12 protein-coding genes are annotated in these 19298 nt (G+C 40.5%); 3 read left to right on the forward strand and 9 right to left on the reverse strand.

Features of this window, described 5'->3' with window-relative positions; all coding sequences use genetic code 11:
• Positions 1 to 72: 72 nt before the first annotated feature.
• Both Q9G97_RS11550 and Q9G97_RS11555 read left to right on the forward strand, forming a co-directional pair.
• Positions 73 to 504 (forward strand): transposase, encoded by a 432-nt coding sequence (locus Q9G97_RS11550; RefSeq protein ID WP_305898932.1) that lies wholly within the window; start codon positions 73 to 75, stop codon positions 502 to 504.
• 299 nt (positions 505 to 803) lie between these two features.
• Positions 804 to 1781, forward strand: coding sequence for an IS110 family transposase (locus Q9G97_RS11555; protein WP_305898307.1), 978 nt, complete (start codon positions 804 to 806; stop codon positions 1779 to 1781).
• 226 nt (positions 1782 to 2007) lie between these two features.
• Here Q9G97_RS11555 and Q9G97_RS11560 read toward each other — a convergent pair whose 3' ends face one another.
• Positions 2008 to 2466 (reverse strand): hypothetical protein, encoded by a 459-nt coding sequence (locus Q9G97_RS11560; protein ID WP_305898934.1) that lies wholly within the window; start codon positions 2464 to 2466, stop codon positions 2008 to 2010.
• 272 nt (positions 2467 to 2738) lie between these two features.
• Between Q9G97_RS11560 and Q9G97_RS11565 the strand changes: the two genes are divergently transcribed.
• A complete protein-coding gene (locus Q9G97_RS11565) occupies positions 2739 to 3233 on the forward strand; it encodes a transposase (RefSeq protein WP_305898935.1) in 495 nt (164 codons plus the stop codon).
• A 113-nt stretch (positions 3234 to 3346) separates the two neighbouring features.
• Here the strand turns inward: Q9G97_RS11565 and Q9G97_RS11570 are convergent, their stop codons facing one another.
• The 8 genes from Q9G97_RS11570 to Q9G97_RS11605 form a co-directional block, all read right to left on the reverse strand.
• Positions 3347 to 3814, reverse strand: a complete 468-nt coding sequence (locus Q9G97_RS11570; protein WP_305898936.1) for a hypothetical protein — start codon at positions 3812 to 3814, stop codon at positions 3347 to 3349.
• A 35-nt stretch (positions 3815 to 3849) separates the two neighbouring features.
• Positions 3850 to 10284, reverse strand: a complete 6435-nt coding sequence (locus Q9G97_RS11575) for a DUF637 domain-containing protein (protein ID WP_305898937.1) — start codon at positions 10282 to 10284, stop codon at positions 3850 to 3852.
• Positions 10285 to 10611: 327 nt separating this feature from the next.
• Positions 10612 to 12372 carry a ShlB/FhaC/HecB family hemolysin secretion/activation protein gene (locus Q9G97_RS11580; protein WP_305898938.1) on the reverse strand — a complete coding sequence of 587 codons (1761 nt, stop codon included), beginning with the start codon at positions 12370 to 12372 and terminating at the stop codon, positions 10612 to 10614.
• Between the two features lie 338 nt (positions 12373 to 12710).
• Complete coding sequence (tuf, locus tag Q9G97_RS11585; protein ID WP_201570221.1) at positions 12711 to 13901, reverse strand: elongation factor Tu; 1191 nt, start codon at positions 13899 to 13901, stop codon at positions 12711 to 12713.
• Between the two features lie 246 nt (positions 13902 to 14147).
• A complete protein-coding gene (gene fusA / locus Q9G97_RS11590) occupies positions 14148 to 16274 on the reverse strand; it encodes an elongation factor G (RefSeq protein WP_305898939.1) in 2127 nt (708 codons plus the stop codon).
• Positions 16275 to 16648: 374 nt separating this feature from the next.
• A complete protein-coding gene (gene rpsG, locus Q9G97_RS11595; protein WP_201570223.1) occupies positions 16649 to 17122 on the reverse strand; it encodes a 30S ribosomal protein S7 in 474 nt (157 codons plus the stop codon).
• 237 nt (positions 17123 to 17359) lie between these two features.
• A complete protein-coding gene (gene rpsL, locus Q9G97_RS11600) occupies positions 17360 to 17734 on the reverse strand; it encodes a 30S ribosomal protein S12 (protein ID WP_201570224.1) in 375 nt (124 codons plus the stop codon).
• A 345-nt stretch (positions 17735 to 18079) separates the two neighbouring features.
• Entirely contained in the window at positions 18080 to 19288 is a 1209-nt protein-coding gene (locus Q9G97_RS11605) for an EcsC family protein (RefSeq protein WP_305898940.1), read from the reverse strand.
• Between the last annotated feature and the right edge of the window lie 10 nt (positions 19289 to 19298).

A 19298-nucleotide genomic window follows, 5' to 3' on the forward strand; every position in this document is an offset into this window, starting at 1 on the left:
AGGTTGGGTGGAGCTTGCGACACCCAACACGATAGATTAAGATTAACTCTACCTTATTATTCGTAGAATACCATGCAATATCGCAGACACTATCATCAAGGCGCTAGTTATTTCTTAACCGTTAACCTTGCAGATAGATCAGGCGACTTGCTAATTAAACATGTCAATGTTTTACGGAACGCTTTTAAAATCGTCAAACAAAAACATCCTTTTCATATCGATGCTATTGTCATCTTGCCAGATCACTTGCATATGTTGTGTACTATGCCAAGTGATGATGCTGACTTTTCAAAGCGCATTAAGCTGATTAAATATTATTTCTCTCATAGTATTGCCAAAACTGAGCGTATATCAAAGAGTCGTCAGAAAAAGGGCGAGCGTGGTATTTGGCAACGCCGATTTTGGGAGCATTGTATTCGTGACGAGATGGATTATCGCACTCATATCGACTATACCCACATGAACCCTGTCAAGCATGGCTATGTTGAACGGGTTCAGGATTAGCAATATTCATCATTCCATCGATTTGTGGCGGATGGTTTGCTTGATATAGATCGGGGTAACTGAATAGCTTTCTGATATGTCATTGTTGGGTGTCGCAAGCTTCACCCAACCTTGTATGATAAAAAGTGCCACTATTAGCGTACACTAATGGAGGCACTGTCGGCATAGAGTTGAACCCAGCCTTAGGTTTAAAACCTGTAACGTAGATAAAGCCTATGCCGACAATCCATAACACACATCTCGAATGGTATCCTAGGCACACAGTCGTGTAGCCCGAATCTACAAGGTTTAAGAGTACTATGGATCATACTTATTATATTGGCATTGACATCTCATGCAAGAGCTTTGATGCCGCTTTATACATCGACAACACCCACTATCAACATTTAAGCTTTGATAACACTGCCCAAGGCTTTGATTCGCTACTATCGTGGCTCGACAAAGCGCCCTCAGATTTGCGCTTTCTGATGGAAGCGACTAACGTTTATTGGGAACCACTGGCATATTACCTAAACGCTAAAGGTATTACCGTTAGTGTGATCAACCCTAAATGCATTAAAGGCTATGCGAGCAGTCTTAACATTCGTAGCAAGAGTGACATCGTTGATGCTAAGCTTATTGCTCGCTATTGTGCCAAAGAGCAGCCACAAGCGTGGCTACCCCCTAAAGAAGCAGAGCGAGGCTTGCTGCTAAAGCTACGTCAGCTTGAGCATTTAAAGTGCCAGCATCAATCTGAACAGGTGCGTAAAACTATGCTTAGAGACTGTGATGCTATAGCATCCTGTCAGCGAACACTTGACTTTCTAGCATCTGAAATCACTTTGATTCAAGCGACTATAGATGAGCTTATTGCCTCTGATGAGACGCTCAAACGTAATGCCAAGCTTCTAGCCTCTATACCCGCTGTTGGCAGGCTCACTGTGCCTTGGCTACTTGCCTATCTAGGCGATGGGTCTAAGTTCAAAAAGGCAAAACAAGCGACAAGCTTTGCAGGTCTCACTCCTATGATTCATCAGTCAGGAACCTCTGTTGAAAAGAAGCCTCGTATCTCTAAGATTGGTCATTCCGAAATTAGAAAGGTGCTGTATATGCCTGCTATGGGGTTCGCATTTGGCAAGTATAAAAATGGTGCTTATCAAAGCTTTGTCACTCGCTTAAACAGTCATGGCAAACCTAAGATGGTGGTGATCGTCGCTTTGATGCGAAAGATTCTATCCATCGCTCAAGCGGTTCTCAAAAACCAACAGCCTTTTAATGCTGCTTTACATAAAAATTGAGCTTTTAAGCTTGCTTTTTCTCATGGTATCTACGTGCTACGCCACCACCTGAGCCTCAGACTATTTCTTACCCTATTATTATTAATAATAGATAATTGAGATATCCATAAAAATAACTCTGGTACATGACCAGAGTTATTTTTATTTTAAAGTTATAGAAAAATCAAGCTTTTAATCTTACTTTTTCTCATAGTATCTACGAGCTAATATGTAAATGATATTCTTATTACATAGACTCAATTTTAGTTAGTAAATTGGATAGTGTATTTAAGAAATCGCTTTTACTGACCTTTGTACTTATAAGCTCATCACCTTCAATAAATTTACCTAAAAATACTAGCATGTCTTCTTCTTGATACACATAAAAAAGCGCATTCTGAGTTGATAGGTCATAAAAAAGAACATCTAACTCTTCTATATTGCTCTCATAAACTTTTACTCTATGATCATAAAATAAATCATGAAGTTCTAATAGATTTGTGCAATGCATACTTTTTTTCAAAAATAATTCATTAGTACCAATGAATTTAATTTCTTTTTTTATATTTTTAATCAATGGTAGTATGTAATAAGAATTGTCTCGACAACTAATATTTACTGAATTAACTATAATATCCATTACAATGAAGTTTCCGTTCTTCTTTTGTATATCAAAAGCAATTTCTGTTTTATTTCCAAAAACCATTGGTTCTAACCTCACTAGGAATATTGAGTGGAACTATCTTTCCACTTAGTGTTTTACCGTTATCAGAACCAGCCCAATGATAACCAGTTCCATCCCCAGGAGTATCCTGAAATTGATGTATATTATTGTTGGCATCTTTGGCATATCTCGCTCCTCTATATTCTCTACTACTCTTAAATAGATCTATATGATTAGCCCGTAGGTTGGGTGGAGCTTGCGACACCCAACACGATAGATTAAGATTAACTCTACCTTATCACTCGTAGAATACCATGCAATATCGCAGACATTATCATAAAGGCGCTAGCTATTTCTTGACCGTCAACCTTGCAGATAGATCAGGCGACTTGCTAATTCAACATGTCAATGTTTTACGGAACGCTTTTAAAATCGTCAAACAAAAACATCCTTTTCATATCGATGCTATTGTCATCTTGCCAGATCACTTGCATATGTTGTGTACTATGCCAAGTGATGATGCTGACTTTTCAAAGCGCATTAAGCTGATTAAATATTATTTCTCTCATAGTATTGCCAAAACTGAGCGTATATCAAAGAGTCGTCAGAAAAAGGGCGAGCGTGGTATTTGGCAACGCAGGTTTTGGGAGCATTGTATTCGTAATGAAGCAGATTATCGCATGCACATAGATTATATTCACATGAATCCTGTTAGGCATGGATATGTAGAACGAGTTCAGGATTGGCAGTATTCATCATTCCATCGATTTGTGGCGGATGGTTTATTACCTGTAGATTGGGCAGATTGAAGAGCTTTGTGACTTATAAGTGTTGGGTGTCGCATGCTCCACCCAACCTACGTGCTACGTGCTATCTATTTTTCTAATGTGAGCCTATATATCATCGTTATGTTTGCTCATATTCATATACCAATAACATATATCGCTTTACACTCAATTTCCCCAATCGAAAGTTGTAGAAAATTAATAATATTGTCAATAAATTTATAAATCATAGTTTTATTATTATTTAAATATTGAATGACCTCTTTTTCGAACCAATAGTATTCCTCTATATTGACTCCATGCTGCTCAAGCTTACTCTTCTTCTCATTTAGCTTATTAATAATACTCTTAATACTCTGAATATCATGCAAGTTTTCTCCATGATGATAGTATATGTAATGTCTATCCTTTACTGGAAATTCTGAAGCAAAACATGACTCTACCAAAGAAAAAGCTTCTTCTTTTATAACAATTGAATCTTTAAGGTCAATGTGACTTTCATCTACCTCATTATTATAAGAATCATACTCTTCAAAAACATGACCTATTTGAAAGTTCAGCCTACCTGCTCTTTTACTATCGTTCCTGATACTAAAATCTATCATAAGCACCTCATTAATTAATATTTAAGCATATAATTTTAAGATTTGCCAAATGAAATTATAGTTCCGTCTGGAGCTAAATCTATATATTTATCAAGTTTTTTATGCCTAATTACACCTTCTGTGCCACCAGGAACAGGTGATTTAGTCGCACCCCTAAGATTCTGCTTAAATCCTTCAGCTTTCCTTAGGTATTGCTCCTTATCTGTCGCTCCAACTTCAGCTCCATGATCTTTAAAATGTTTTTCTAGAGAAGCTTCTGAACTTGGATGAGTACCTCTTGACCATGTATCGGACAAGTTATATATAACATAATCGCTCGGATTTTTCGCATGCGATGGTTTAACTAGGATTGTCACACCGTTATTACTTATAGGCTTCCCTAAGCCATTTAAAACGCTATTGAAATCTTGAATTTCAAGTCCTGGTATACCTGCAAACGGGTTCTTTTGTTGAGGGTTAATTAGAATACCACTTTTAGGGTCTATTCTACCTGCAGGACTTATATGTATATTAATACCAGAGCCTATTTGACCGATCATATAAGTATTAATAAGTCTTGTATTATTTGTGAAGTCTTTTCCTAAAGCAATTGTATTACTTCCTAATTTATAAAGAGCTCGAGCTACTTCATGCTGCTTATTCGCAGGAACACTAACAACATAGGCTATGCCACCAATTACAGCTACCAATGCCACTACTGGAATTGCCAATACAGCATTATTCTCAACTGCCATACCAGCGCTATTAGCTGCTGTATTTACATCAACGTTAGTTAATAGCGCCACAGAACCAGCAAGCAATTTAGAAGCATTAATTATATCTGCTTTCTGTTTGGCTGTGAGTTTTGATGGGTCATCGACTAGATAGTCACCTAACATCTCACCAATAGCTGCACCAAGTGCGCCAGCATCACAGCTTTGTTTCTTAGCACTTGCAGATATACATCCTACCCCAGCAGCTACTAACTTATGTGCAAGATTGTCAGCAAACTCATTAGTATCAATACCTTTCACGAAACTACTGAATGTTTCAGCAGCAAATACATCAACTAACGCATTGCGTAAGCTATTCTTAAGTGCATCTTCTAAGCTGACCCCGTTAATAGCCGCATTGACGAACGCATCTGTCATCCCTGAACCAACAGCATTGACCAGCTTTTGATTAAAGGGATCGGTAGCAGCGCTACCTAGTCCTAACTGAGCGCCTATACCAGCTGTCAACGCAGCAGTCGCCATACTTCGTATAGTTGCACTACTGGCTAATTGCTTAAGCGTCTTACTGATGTCACCCTTATTATTGATTAATGTCACCGCAGCTTGAGAGGCTAAGGTAGCCATAGCGGCATTCCCTGCAAGACCCAAAGTAGTAACCGTTGATGCTGTACCAACCGTAGCAGCAGAAGTTGCTGTTGCTGCTGTTGCCGCTACAGCTGACTGTTGACCTAATAGAGAGGTTGCTATACCACCGCCATCCATTCCTTGTAGAGCTATGGTCACTGCAATAGCAATTAATGCAGCAGCAGCAGGCGTCAGTCCTTCTTGTTCAAAGGCGAAGTGCTCTTGAATTAGATTCACTTGTTGCCAGTCGATATCGTTATTTTTATCCAGCTCTGCTAGATACTCGTAACCTGGTTGCTTAGACAGCTCAAGCGCAATTCTGCCAAGCTCTTCTGAGCTTTTACTAATAGCCTCCTTAGCTTTTTTGTTCCTATCAATAGTGATCTCAACAGGGATGTCTACTATAATACTTCCACCGTCTGGTAGTGTTATCGTCGGTGCCTGATTAAACTTAGGCAACTGAGCAGCAGTTACCGTATCGCTTTCTTTTACCGTCTTCATCCACAGCGTGCTTTCTTTATCTTGAGTATGCGTGGTTTTAATTTGATTGGTAATAGCTTGTAATATCACATTGGCATTTGCATCTGCATATTTTCCATAACCAACCTGAATCGTATTAGCGTTTTCAGTATTGAATATAGAACCTTGTATCAGGGTATCTCCACCTGATTTAAGCGCAGCGCTATTAGCAGCTAATACAGCAGGCAGTTGAGACAGCTCTTGTCTGGTGTCATTAGTGTGATTTTTGTTATAGCGTATGCCTAAAAAGCTAGACTTTGACTTAATATCCGTTTCGCTTACACTTCGGTCTTCGACCTTATATAGATTGTTCAGCCTACCTGCGGTTATTCCAATAGTACCTTTAGGATCAGCTGTCAGCTCAGAGCCATAGATATTGATATCGCTCTCTGCAGTCAGCTTGATATTCTTTGCTGCAATATCTGTAGTTACCGCATTGGTGTTAAAAGAGGTTTTAGTGGTCGTTGTGGTTTTCTTTTTACCATACCATTTACGTTTTGTCGTCGTTGTTTGCGAGCCATCCATAAATGCCACTTGTGAGGCTTCAAGATTGATATCACCAAGCGCGGCGTCAATACGAACATCGCCATTATACGATTTGATATCGGCACTGTTTAACACGACGGCATTGTTATCAATAAAAACTATGGAAGCTTGATTGACAGGACGCGCGCCTTTAGCCGATATTATAATATTTTTATCTGCGGTGAGTTTAGGCTGATTGATCAATTGATGATACGAGTAATTGTTTCCGGTGACCTCGCCTTTACTATTTATATTACCTTGTTGATAAATATCAGCCAAGCCTGTGATGCGAATGCTGTCATAATTGAGACCGACTGTCTTATCATCAGCATCCTTGACTTCTATAGGAGCAAGATTACCCTCTGCTAAGATATTAATACCACCTAAACTGCTAGATATATCGGCGCCTTCAATCAACACGCCCTGTTTAGCTGTGATATTAATATCTTTACCCGCTACAATAGACGAAGCTTTGTGCTCATAGCCTGTCGATGCTTTTTGTGAGGTTGCAAGTACTTGATTAAGATCGCTTAATGTACCTCTTAACGTCTCTTGCCTTGATAAATATGATGTATACTCTTCATAATTAGCACTTTTAGTCATTTTAAAATAGTTTGGTCGACTTCTTTCTGCAATTCCCATGTCATTAATACGTTTTTGTCTACATTCACTAGAACTACGAAAAGGTGATTTTATGCAATCAACATACACAAATTGTGTCCAGTCTGCTTTTTGTTTATTAAATTCTTCAACCCATTTAGTATCGGAAAAAGGTTGATTTAGCTCTGCCTGAGCGTTGGCTATCTCAGAATTTATAGTACTAATTTTATAAGGTGAAACATAATTACTAAAACTATTTTTAACCCCTTTTAACTCCACGCTGCCATCAGTAGCAGTGATATTGATACCGCCCGTAGGTGTTATTTTATCTTGATAACCTATTGTAACACTAGAAGAAACCGTACCATTTTGATGAGTTACTGTCGGACCACTTGATACTACGCGTATTGGAACTATGTTACCAGATATTAGATCACTGCCTTCAATCAATACACTTTTACCACTTAGATTGATATTACCAGCAGTGTTTAATTTGACTACTTGCTCAGAACCCAATCCTTGCGTTCCTTTATAACCTTTTAGATATAACTGACCTCCACGAGCCGCTAAGCTTAGATCTCCTGTTGCGTTTAAAGTAATGTTCTTTGGATCAATAGTTAGATTACCTGTACTACTAGTGATCGCTAAGTCACCGTCCAGCGTATTGACGGCCTTACCATCTATAAGTTTCTCTTTACTAGCAGCAAGTTTTGTATTACCCGTAGCATTAATGCGCATCTTATTTTGAACATACATGCTGTCGTCAAAATTTATGTTAGCATCTGAATTAATCAAAACAGCGCCGCCTGTAATATTCGCATTACGATAGCTTTGTGTTGAGTTACTATTAATGGATAATATTTCATCTGCCTGCAAAGTTGTAATGCCTTGATTAAATCCATGAAATATATTATTAGTCTTTGAATCAGTATATCCAGAAAGAAGATCACCGTTGGTTGTTAGTCGATCGCTACTATCTATCGCAAGATTCTTGCCTGCACTAATTTGACTGTTATTAAGCATCAGCACATTGCCAGACTTTAAAGTACTATTGGTTGTAGAAGTAACATTACTATTTAATACTTCAAGATAATTAGCAGCATCAACAATTAGTCCAATATCTGCACTGTTAGTCGCTGTCAGCTTAGTGTTTCTGAGACTGATGTCACCATTACGATTATTGAGGCCTCCAGCATCTTTAGGCGTTTTATCATTACTTGTTTTTAGCACAATGCCTTGGGCTTGAATATCATTATTGTTCAGCCTCAAACTTAAGTCACTACGCACAGTAATATTACCTGCGCTACTCAAACTAGTATCTACGATGTTTGTGTTTGATTTAGAAGTTACACTTGTACCTCCTGTTTGATTAATATTTTTAGCTGTCGTGGTCAACTGATCAATATTCGTATCATCTCCTGACTCAATAACAATGTTGTCTGCATTAAGCGTACTATTAAAAATATTAATGTTGTTTGTAGCAGCTAATATAGTGCTGTTAGCATTGGCTTTAAGACCATAGACATATAGCGCAGACTGGTTTGCTATAGCAGTAACCGCGCCTTTTTCACTGTCCAAAGTACTATTACCAACTGTAATATGTTGTCCTTGGCTTATGATATAAATACCGTCAGTAGCGTTAGCGATACTGTTTGAGACCGTTGCTCGTTTGCCTTCAACGGTGAGCTGCTTGCCTGCTGTGATCGGTTTGCTATTATTATTTAGCTGCGCATGCTCTCCTGCTTGTAGAGTGGCATTAGCAGTGACCTTTATACCACCCGTATTTTCAATTAGTGCATCACGAATAGCCTGTACTTTGAGCTCATTTGCATTAACTACGCGGCTACCTGACTTAATAATAGCATCACGACCACCACTGATAGCTAATGATTTTTGTGCGCTAAGCTGACTATTATTACTGATAGTCGTATCAGCAGTGGCAGAGGCGATATAGACATCACCGCGCCCAGTAACTGTTGCATTGTCAACCGTCGTGCCACTCTTTGAGCTAATGCTCAATGCCGCACTTCCAGCAGAAATGCTACTAGTATCTTTGAGTTGCGCATAGCGGTCTGCCTCTATTGAGATACCGCCGTTTGATGCGATAGCGCTTTTACTATCGACCGTCGTATCTAAAGTTGAATGGGTATAGATATTAGTTTGATCATCAACCGTTAAGTTACGCACATCGGAGCTATTAGATACTTTGAGACTGCCACCTGCATCGATACGTATGATGTCAGGCATCAGTTGTACTGCTGTGCCTGCATTATTCTTTTTGATAATGCCTTTATTGAGAGTAATGTCTTTATCGGCCTGCACGTCGATCATGCCATAGCTACTAATAATACCGCTATGCTCAATACTACCTGTGGTGCCTGTCGCATTGACACTGACTAAACTGGTTTGCGCTTTAGTGGTCTCTATAGCGCCTGTGTTCTCAATCTTACCTGAGGCGGTCAATACCACTTGCTGAGTCGCTTTTATATTACCCGCGTTTCTGACACCTAAGCCGCTCTCGTTTCCGATTAGGTTGATAGAATTGGCATAGATACCACCAAGCGTACTGACATCTACCGCTAAGGTTGGAGCAATGCCTGTACCTGTCGTTTTAGTCGCTGCGCCCGTGTCGTAATCTACGGTGTTGCTACCGACGACTATATCAACATCTTGAGTAGCATGGATCTGACCATTGATAACGACGGCTCTAGCTAATACGTCGACGTAATTAGCTTGGTTTTTGTTTTTGCCGTCATAAAGGACGCCACCAAGTGCGCTACCAGTTGCCGCATTATCAAACTGAACTGTACCTTGCTTTACATCGAAGCCGGTTAAATTGCCTGCGCTGTCAATCTTTGGCGTCCCTGTAGTCAAGGTGGCGCGATTGGCATTAATAAAACCGCCACCTTGTATCTGCAAGCCCGATGGACTAGCAATGACAATATCAGCTCGTTGGCCTGCCACTTCCAAGTTACCTTGGAATTTGGCAGGCGCATTACTGCGGACTTCATTTAAGATGGTATTGGCGACGTTTTTACCTAGGTACTGATTACCTGCGATAGTGCCTGCTAGCTGCGTATTCGCACCACCCATACTGTTATTAAGAATGGCACCATTGGAGCCGATATCGAACTGGTTATAAGTGTTGTGTGATAAGCCATTACTGTTAGGGGTACGGATATTGACAATGGGCGTGCCATTAGCTGCTTTGAGCAGAGCAGCACGCTGACTAGTAGGGATGTTACTAGCAGTATTTTGGATCTGACTAGTAGCGGCTTGTACTTGGGTATATACCATACTTTGACAGCACAATATAGCGACCACTAAACGAGATAAAGAACTTGAATTACTAGTAGCTATCTTTGTGTTTGACACATTATTACGACTACCATCTCCAGCCGTTTTACTGTTACTTTTGGCAGCCTCACTAACAACCATCATCATGCCACGGGCTTTGTTAAATACTACTCGGTAACAGTGTTTATTCATGTTTATAATCACTCTGGTATGTTAATGATGTTAGTAAATGTTACTAATTTTTTCAGATTGTAATCCTGAACTATTGTAAATACTAGCTTTATTTTCGTCTATTTCTATTTATTTTGTAGCGGGGTGGACAACCCTATATAAACAGGCATTTCAAAGACTTATGGGTACTGTAACCTACTTTAAAGTTATAAAAAAAGCCCACATGGCTGTAGGCTATTTTTATACAATTAATTTTTATTCTACACAGTCAAGGCGTGATACTTGAGAGTATTAAGACTGAACTAGCAAAATTGAGATAATATCTTACTAGGTTAATATATGTCATCTCTAGTTATAAACCGTCACTCTAAATCCACCAACAGTATCCTTATCAAATGAGCTAGGCGCTTGCAGACTTTTACCGATAAAACCATCTATGCTGATGTTGCTCGAATAGAGCCTAGCGCCAAAACTTGTACTCACTAGATATTTACCTGCTAAGAATTGGGTACTATCGCCATCGACCCAGCCTTGATCTAAAGTGAAATAAGGCATAAGAGTCATTTGATTAGGTAGAGGTAGTATGCGAGCAATCTCTTGCTGCAGTAACATTCCCTTTTCTCCTGACAGACTTTGTTCTTCACTTGAACCTTTGAGCGTATAGCGTCCACCAATACTGAATCTATCTTGAGGAATCAAAATATCTGGACTATATTGACCGCGCCATTGCAAATTATACTGATAAGAGGCGTTAGAAATATAGAATGGACTTCTAAGATTAAATTGCGCCTCCCAAACACTTGGCTGTGATTCCGCTTCGCTGATAAAACTCTCTGGAGCTTGAATCGCTGAAAAAGCGCCTGTGCCTCTCTGATATTGTAAGCTGGCGTTAAACTCTCCTAGAGCTGTCTGACGCTGATGATTAATACCAGCTTTCCAACCAGCAAAGCGACGACGTTGTACTTCAATCTCTATGTCATCAAAGAAGTTCTTTGAATTGCCATGATAACCGCCTACAGTAGCAATTGTTTTGGACTCACTATCTCTATGTATGATTCTTTGCAAATCAACAGCGCTGTTATCAGATCTGCCTCTGTAGATAATATCGTCATTAAGTCCTGCTAAGGTTTGATCGAAACCGTAGTCACTATAAGTCAATTGCAATTGCCAGTTCTTATAAGGATAACGATAGTTAGCATAGATGCTTTCGTTATTAGAGGAGCTGTCTACATTGTTCCAAGGATCAATAGTATGCGTATAAGAGAGGTTTAGAACATCATTCGATGCTAGTGGTCTATCAATGGTAGCGCTAATAGTGCCTTGATACTGACCGGTATCTTTGTTTCCAGAATCATCAATACCGAGCTGCCACTGTATGCGATTAGCGCGTTTTTGAGTCACAACTAGATCACTACTACCGTATTGCTCATTGTCTGTAGCATTGATACTAGGGACGATATCAATCGTAGTGAGATGCGACTGCGGCAACCTAAAGTTCTCTAAACTGGTTTCAATATCTCTTAAATTGATAATGTCGCCTTTATCTAAAACGAGGGCGTTGCTAACATTGACATTGGGATGACCGTCTTTACCTCGCCATACTTTATCAAGTCGACCAGGAATGATGGTAATCTCTAATGTCCCAGTGGTTAAATCTTGAGCTAATAGACTCGCTTGACTAGTGATAAAACCTTGTTTGATTAGCTCATTTTGGACATTACGTACGGCGTAGTTTAAGCCTTGCTGACCGATACATTTGCCTAAGATGGATCCACGCCCATACTTGATCGGCCCTAATATAGTAGCAAACTGCCGCTTGAGAGAAGATTTATCAGGCAGCACTAATTCAACTTTATAGATGTTAAAGCAAGGGGTTTCGTTCAGAGGCACACGTAGTAAATCATCAGTTTGCGTGGATTTGTCTAAGCTGACAAAAGGTTGAGCAATTCTATCTTCTATATTCTCAATACGCTGCTGATACTGGTTAAACTGCTGTTGCTCAATTTGGTTGATATCAGTCTCAGCGTATACGCTAAAGCTAATGATGCCTAAGACACACAATTGGACAGTTGGAATAAGTAAGAATTTCAGGCGATTAACTATCAACATATTTTTACCTACGAGCAAAATGGAATAATTGTATATCATTAAAATATAAACTTTACTATTTTATTCATATTATTTTTAAAGCTGTTTTTAAGATTAATGTAGTAATACCAAACCAAAAAAGTATGATTGATAGTACCTAACTAGTTTATATTGTGCAGGGTGATTTCCAGCGCACTGATAATGACACTGCTACCAACCATCGGTGTATGAAATACACCCTAAGTCCACCTCAAATTCTATCATTATCTATAAACAAAACCCTCACCCACAAAAAAGCCACCCTCAACTAAGAGAGCGGCTTTTGACTAACTGAGTAAGTTTAACCTAATGGCTAGAACTTAAACGTTAACGTTAGCAACAACACCAGCGCCTACAGTACGGCCACCTTCACGAATAGCGAAGCGAAGACCTTTGTCCATAGCGATTGGGTGGATAAGCTCTACGCCCATCTCAACGTTATCACCAGGCATAACCATTTCAGTACCGTCTTGTAATTGGATTGCGCCAGTGACGTCAGTAGTACGGAAGTAGAACTGTGGACGATAGCCGTTTAGGAATGGTGTGTGACGACCACCCTCTTCTTTTGATAGTACGTATACTTCAGCGTCAAACTTGGTGTGAGGAGTGATTGAACCTGGCTTAGCTAGTACTTGGCCACGTTGAACGTCTTCACGCTTAGTACCACGTAGTAGTACGCCACAGTTTTCGCCTGCACGACCTTCGTCAAGCAGTTTACGGAACATCTCAACACCGGTACAGGTGGTTTTTTGAGTGTCACGGATACCGACGATTTCGATCTCGTCACCAACTTTTACGATACCAGATTCAACACGGCCGGTTACTACGGTACCACGACCTGAGATTGAGAAGACGTCTTCGATTGGCATTAGGAATGCTTTGTCGATGTCACGCTCAGGCTCTGGGATGTAGGTGTCAAGAATGTTTAGTAGTTCAACTACGGCTGGTTGGCCATATTTTTCTTGTGAGCCTTTTAGGGCTTCAGTCGCAGAACCATGGATGATTGGGGTGTCATCACCTGGGAAGTCGTAATCAGAAAGTAATTCACGTACTTCCATTTCGACTAGCTCAAGTAGTTCTTCGTCATCTACTACGTCACATTTGTTCATGAATACGACGATGTACGGTACGCCAACCTGACGTGATAACAAGATGTGTTCACGAGTCTGTGGCATTGGGCCATCAGTCGCTGATACGACTAAGATAGCGCCATCCATCTGTGCAGCACCGGTGATCATGTTTTTGACATAATCGGCGTGACCTGGGCAATCAACATGAGCGTAATGACGAGCGTCAGTGTCATACTCTACGTGTGAGGTGTTGATGGTGATGCCACGTGCTTTTTCTTCTGGGGCTGAGTCAATAGACGCGTAGTCTTTGGCTTCGCCACCTGAGGTAATAGCAGCAACTGTTGCGATAGCTGCTGTCAATGTGGTTTTGCCGTGATCAACGTGTCCGATAGTTCCTACGTTGACGTGTGGCTTTTTGCGTTCAAACTTGGCCTTTGCCATGGGTGTTTCCTCTTTTATTGGGGCTCAGTACTTTAGCCGTGTTTATACACTAGCTAGAACAATACTGACCGCATTAAGATAAGTGTTAAAAGTATGCACATTCGATGTGCAGATATTATAAGAAAATTAGCGCCAATAACAAGTCTTTTAACCGATTATTGGCGTAATTGTCGCGGACAAACTAAAGATAAGCTTTATTTTGCCCTATCTAGCAGTACTTATTGACAGTACTTGCTTTAACAATATTTACTCGTCTTCATCTTTTGAGTTGAACTTAGCGATGATTTCAGCAGATACTGACTTTGGAATCTCAGCGTACTTTTGGAATTCCATAGAGTAAGTAGCACGACCCTGCGACATAGAGCGCATTTGCGTTGCATAACCGAACATCTCTGCTAATGGTACTTCAGCGCGGATCTGCTTAGTGCCACCAGGTAGATCTTCCATACCCTGAACCATACCACGACGACGGTTAAGATCGCCCATGATATCGCCCATGTAGTCTTCTGGAGTTTCAACTTCAACTTTCATGATTGGCTCAAGTAGCGCAGGATTTGCCGCTAAGAAACCTTTACGGAAAGCCATAGAACCTGCCATTTTGAATGACAATTCATCAGAATCGACATCATGGTAAGAACCATCATATAAAGTCGCTTTTACGTTGACGATTGGGTAACCAGCAAGGACACCATTTTTCATGCGCTCTTGGATACCTTTATCAACCGCACCATGGAACTCTTTTGGTACCGTACCACCAACAACTTCTTCAGCGAATTCATATTCAACATCGCCCGATGGATCAAGTGGCTCAAGACGTAACCAAACATGACCGAATTTACCACGACCACCAGTCTGACGTACGAATTTGCCTTCTTGCTCAACTGTTTCACGAATCGTTTCGCGGTAAGCAACCTGCGGCGCACCGATGTTGGCTTCAACACTAAACTCACGCTTCATGCGATCGACTAGAATCTCAAGATGCAGCTCACCCATACCACTGATGATAGTCTGACCAGACTCTTCGTCAGTATGTACGCGGAACGATGGATCTTCTTTTGCAAGACGACCTAGAGCAATTGACATTCTTTCCTGATCCGCTTTAGTCTTAGGCTCAACTGCTAGACTGATAACTGGATCTGGGAATTCCATACGCTCAAGCGTAATAACATTTTGCTCGTCACAAAGCGTATCACCAGTAGTGACGTCTTTCATACCAACTAAGGCTGCGATATCACCAGTACGAATCTCTTGAAGCTCTTGTTGAGCATCTGCCATCATCTGTACGATACGGCCAACTCGCTCACGCTTCATCTTAACTGGGTTATAAACGCTGCTACCCTGCTTAAGAACACCTGAGTAAACACGAACGAAGGTTAAGTTACCAACGAACTTGTCATTCATGATTTTGAATGCAAGTGCTGAGAACGGTGCTTCATCTGACGCTTCACGGGTGCCTTCAGACTCTTCTTTGTCATCAAGGATACCTTTAATAGCAGGGACGTCCATAGGTGCTGGAAGATACTGAATAACCGCATCCAACATCTTTTGAACACCTTTGTTTTTAAAGGCAGTACCACAAAGCAATGGAATGATTTCGTTTTCAATAGTCAATTGACGAATAGCGCTATTGATTTGATCTACAGTCAATTCACCGTTTTCGAGATACTCGTTCATCAGCTCTTCAGTAGCTTCAGCAGCGCTTTCTACTAGATACTCACGATACTCTTCTGCTTTTTCTTGAAGCTCTGCTGGAATTTCACGTTCTTCGTATTCCATACCTTGAGACGCTTCATCCCAATAAATAGCTTTCATAGTCACAAGATCAACCACACCTTCGAAGTTGTCTTCTTTACCAATTGGAACAACTAGAGGTACTGGCTTACCACCTAAGCGAGTTTTAATCTGTTCAACAACGCGATAAAAATCAGCACCAACACGATCCATTTTATTAATGAACGCAAGACGTGGTACTTTGTATTTATTAGCCTGACGCCATACCGTTTCAGACTGTGGCTGTACGCCACCTACTGCACAATAAACCATGCACGCGCCATCAAGAACACGCATAGAACGTTCAACTTCAATCGTGAAATCAACGTGACCTGGGGTGTCAATGATGTTGATACGATGCTCATCAAACTGCTTAGCCATACCTGACCAAAAGCAAGTGGTTGCAGCTGACGTGATAGTAATACCACGTTCTTGTTCCTGCTCCATCCAATCCATGGTGGCTGCGCCATCATGTACTTCGCCAAGTTTGTGGCTAACACCAGTGTAAAACAAAACACGCTCAGTAGTAGTCGTTTTACCAGCATCAATGTGCGCTGAGATACCAATATTGCGATAGCGCTTTAGGGGAGTTGTACGAGCCATAATATTTTCCTAAGGAAATTAGTGTATATATTTGTGTCGCTACCGCTTAACCTTGGCAAAAGCATTTAGCTCTAGTCTTTTATTAATAACTTCATAAACCTAATACGGTTAAAAAAGTATTCAATAGTAAGGATAAAGTGGCATTGAATGTGGAACAAAACAAACATACAAAATCGTGATAATAGATGTTCGCCATTGCTGTCAATTACATACTAAAGTCATTAAGTACTGCAATTGAGAATGGCGAGAATCAATAAACAATAACGTGGCTAATTGATTATTCAGTTAGCCACGCTTAGCAATTAAATAATCAATGACCATTATTAGCATTAATAATGATTGACTATAAAAGATGCTTATATCTCTAAATAAATTTAGAAACGATAATGAGAGAATGCTTTGTTAGCATCTGCCATACGGTGAACTTCGTCACGTTTCTTCATAGCATTGCCTTTGCCTTCAGAGGCATCAGACAACTCACCAGCTAGGCGTAAAGCCATAGATTTTTCAGAACGCTTTGCAGCAGCTTCAGCTATCCAACGCATAGCCAATGCAGTACGACGGGAGGGGCGTACTTCCATTGGTACTTGATAGGTAGCACCACCAACGCGGCGAGCTTTTACTTCGACCATTGGGCGCACATTTTCTAGCACTTCTTCAAAGAACGATACTGGATCTTCGATGTTACGCTTTTGCGCTACAGTCTCAAGAGCACCGTAAACGATACGCTCAGCAGTAGATTTTTTACCATGGCTCATCACGTGGTTGATGAATTTTGCGATGGTTTGGCTACCAAACTTAGGATCCGGTAGGATCTCACGGGTAGCTACGACGCGACGTCTTGGCATAATAAATTTCCTTGTCTTCAGGAGTGTCTAACATTCACAATCTCGTACTGTTTAATTTACGTAGCAGCGAGTTGTCAGTCAGCCTTACTGCATGGTGTTATGTCATCTAAGCTCTAATACTAGTAAGACCTAGCATAAAACTTAAAACAACATCGAACCCATGCACAGTTAATGGGGTGTACTAATCAAGCTAAAACAATACTGTTATATTAGTCTTAAATATATAAGTATTAAGTATTAAGCTTTAGGCTTCTTAGCACCATATTTAGAGCGACCTTGTCTACGGTCTTTTACACCAGCGCAATCGAGTGCACCACGAACAGTGTGATAACGTACACCTGGTAGATCTTTAACACGACCACCACGGATAAGCACAACACTATGCTCTTGTAAGTTATGACCTTCGCCGCCGATGTAGCTTGCTACTTCATAACCTGAAGTTAAGCGAACACGACATACTTTACGCATGGCAGAGTTAGGTTTTTTAGGGGTAGTAGTATATACACGAGTACATACACCGCGACGTTGTGGGCACGCTTGCAACGCAGGAACTTTTGACTTTTCCTTGATGGTTTTGCGACCCTTACGAATTAATTGGTTAGTTGTTGCCATAAGGCATCCTTCTCCCGTTGGGTATAAAACAAAAAAATGGGTCAACGCCCAACCATTTGACGTTTGTCTAAGGTTTTTAGGCTACCCATTTTTAGGACAATGTATTATAAAGATATATTGCTACTATTTCAACTATTTATCACTAGATACCCTTTACAACATTCAAAAGATGTGTATAAAGCCAATTATGAAAGGTATAGGGTAAAAGGTGAAACGTTAATAGATGTGTTGAATTATCTGTAAATGGCGATAATGTACTGTTTTTCAAGTACCGTATTTAAAGTAGCTTGTCATAAAACTATTTTACATTGTCGCCATAATTTACGGATAAACCCTCAGCTGCACTTATTTTTTGGCTTCTGCTGGTTGCTTAGTTTCGCTTTTACTTTCAGCTTTATCAGCAGTTTTGTTGTTTTTAGCCTTATCAGCACCCTTTTCTATCTTGCTGTTGTCATCGGTATCTGTACCAGCACTTTCTTGTTTGGCACTGTTTTTAGTATCAGACTTAGTGATGTCAGTTTTGCTATCTGATTTGTCTTCTGTTTTACCAGACTCTTTTTTATCAGCGTCAGTGTTAGCGTCTTTTTTGACCTCAGCTTCACTGCTGCTATCATCGGTAATCGCCCGATTGGCAAGTTTTGCTTCTGGGGCAAAAGTCGCTCTCGCTACTCCAATGACCTCTTCAATCAGACGACTGTTATAACGCATACCTACGATAACCGCAGTGGCTGGTAAAAAGCGACGAATCCAAGATAGGTTGATCTGATCCAAATCAATCCCTACTTGACTGGCGATACTATCGACTTGCTCTGCATAGTAGTTAACGTTTTTGTTTTTGAGACCCAAGTTCTTTAGCTCGCTATGTAGACCATTGCCTTGAGCGTTATCAAGTAAGCCTTTACCTACTCCAAGACCTGCTAGCAGTGCTTGCTTCTCTTGCATCTTGCTTAAATCAGCGTTAGCGAGTAACTCATACGCCATCTTAACGCCTTGCTTACCTGTCAGGGGTTGATCATAAACGGCGGCCAACTGATATACTGTACGTAAAGATACTAGCAACAACCACAAGGTGTCGGCTAATAATCCTGGCAAGCCTGCTAAGCCCGTTAAGCCACCTAAAGTCGCTAATGCTCTATTCTGATTGGCAATATCGGTGGCAAGCGCATAACGCTGCTCATCATCTAGGCTTGAGATATCAGCAAAGCGATGCTCACTGGGTAAATCAATCTGACTCCAAGTTGACGCCAGTTTTGCCACTTGAGCAAATGCACCATCGACTGTCGATTGGAAAAAACTATCAGGTACTATCTTTTTGGCATATTTACCATAAGTTGCAAAACGATTACCCAATAACTGCTGCGTGGCTTTTAGGGTTTGCTCACGAAATAAATCTTGCTGATAGTCCTCATCACCTAAATTGACAGCTTTAAAGTGTCGAGGCTGACCTGTCTTAGCATTGGCACTATCTAATAGTGAGCCGACGCGTTCAAGATTGTCACGGGTAAAATGTCCAACAGTACTAATGCCTTTTGAGAGAATGTCACGCTTTGCCATAGTTATATCC

This window comes from Psychrobacter sp. M13 (assembly GCF_030718935.1).
GTDB classification, from domain to species: domain Bacteria; phylum Pseudomonadota; class Gammaproteobacteria; order Pseudomonadales; family Moraxellaceae; genus Psychrobacter; species Psychrobacter immobilis_G.

Excerpts from the sequence above, each read along its gene's own strand:
- rpsG (WP_201570223.1), bottom strand. The coding sequence starts at position 17,122 with ATGCCAAGACGTCGCGTCGTAGCTACCCGTGAGATCCTACCGGATCCT.
- Q9G97_RS11575 (WP_305898937.1), bottom strand. The coding sequence starts at position 10,284 with ATGAATAAACACTGTTACCGAGTAGTATTTAACAAAGCCCGTGGCATG.
- Q9G97_RS11570 (WP_305898936.1), bottom strand. The coding sequence starts at position 3,814 with ATGATAGATTTTAGTATCAGGAACGATAGTAAAAGAGCAGGTAGGCTG.
- Q9G97_RS11565 (WP_305898935.1), top strand. The coding sequence starts at position 2,739 with ATGCAATATCGCAGACATTATCATAAAGGCGCTAGCTATTTCTTGACC.
- Q9G97_RS11555 (WP_305898307.1), top strand. The coding sequence starts at position 804 with ATGGATCATACTTATTATATTGGCATTGACATCTCATGCAAGAGCTTT.
- Q9G97_RS11605 (WP_305898940.1), bottom strand. The coding sequence starts at position 19,288 with ATGGCAAAGCGTGACATTCTCTCAAAAGGCATTAGTACTGTTGGACAT.
- rpsL (WP_201570224.1), bottom strand. The coding sequence starts at position 17,734 with ATGGCAACAACTAACCAATTAATTCGTAAGGGTCGCAAAACCATCAAG.
- tuf (WP_201570221.1), bottom strand. The coding sequence starts at position 13,901 with ATGGCAAAGGCCAAGTTTGAACGCAAAAAGCCACACGTCAACGTAGGA.
- Q9G97_RS11560 (WP_305898934.1), bottom strand. The coding sequence starts at position 2,466 with ATGGTTTTTGGAAATAAAACAGAAATTGCTTTTGATATACAAAAGAAG.
- fusA (WP_305898939.1), bottom strand. The coding sequence starts at position 16,274 with ATGGCTCGTACAACTCCCCTAAAGCGCTATCGCAATATTGGTATCTCA.
- Q9G97_RS11580 (WP_305898938.1), bottom strand. The coding sequence starts at position 12,372 with ATGTTGATAGTTAATCGCCTGAAATTCTTACTTATTCCAACTGTCCAA.
- Q9G97_RS11550 (WP_305898932.1), top strand. The coding sequence starts at position 73 with ATGCAATATCGCAGACACTATCATCAAGGCGCTAGTTATTTCTTAACC.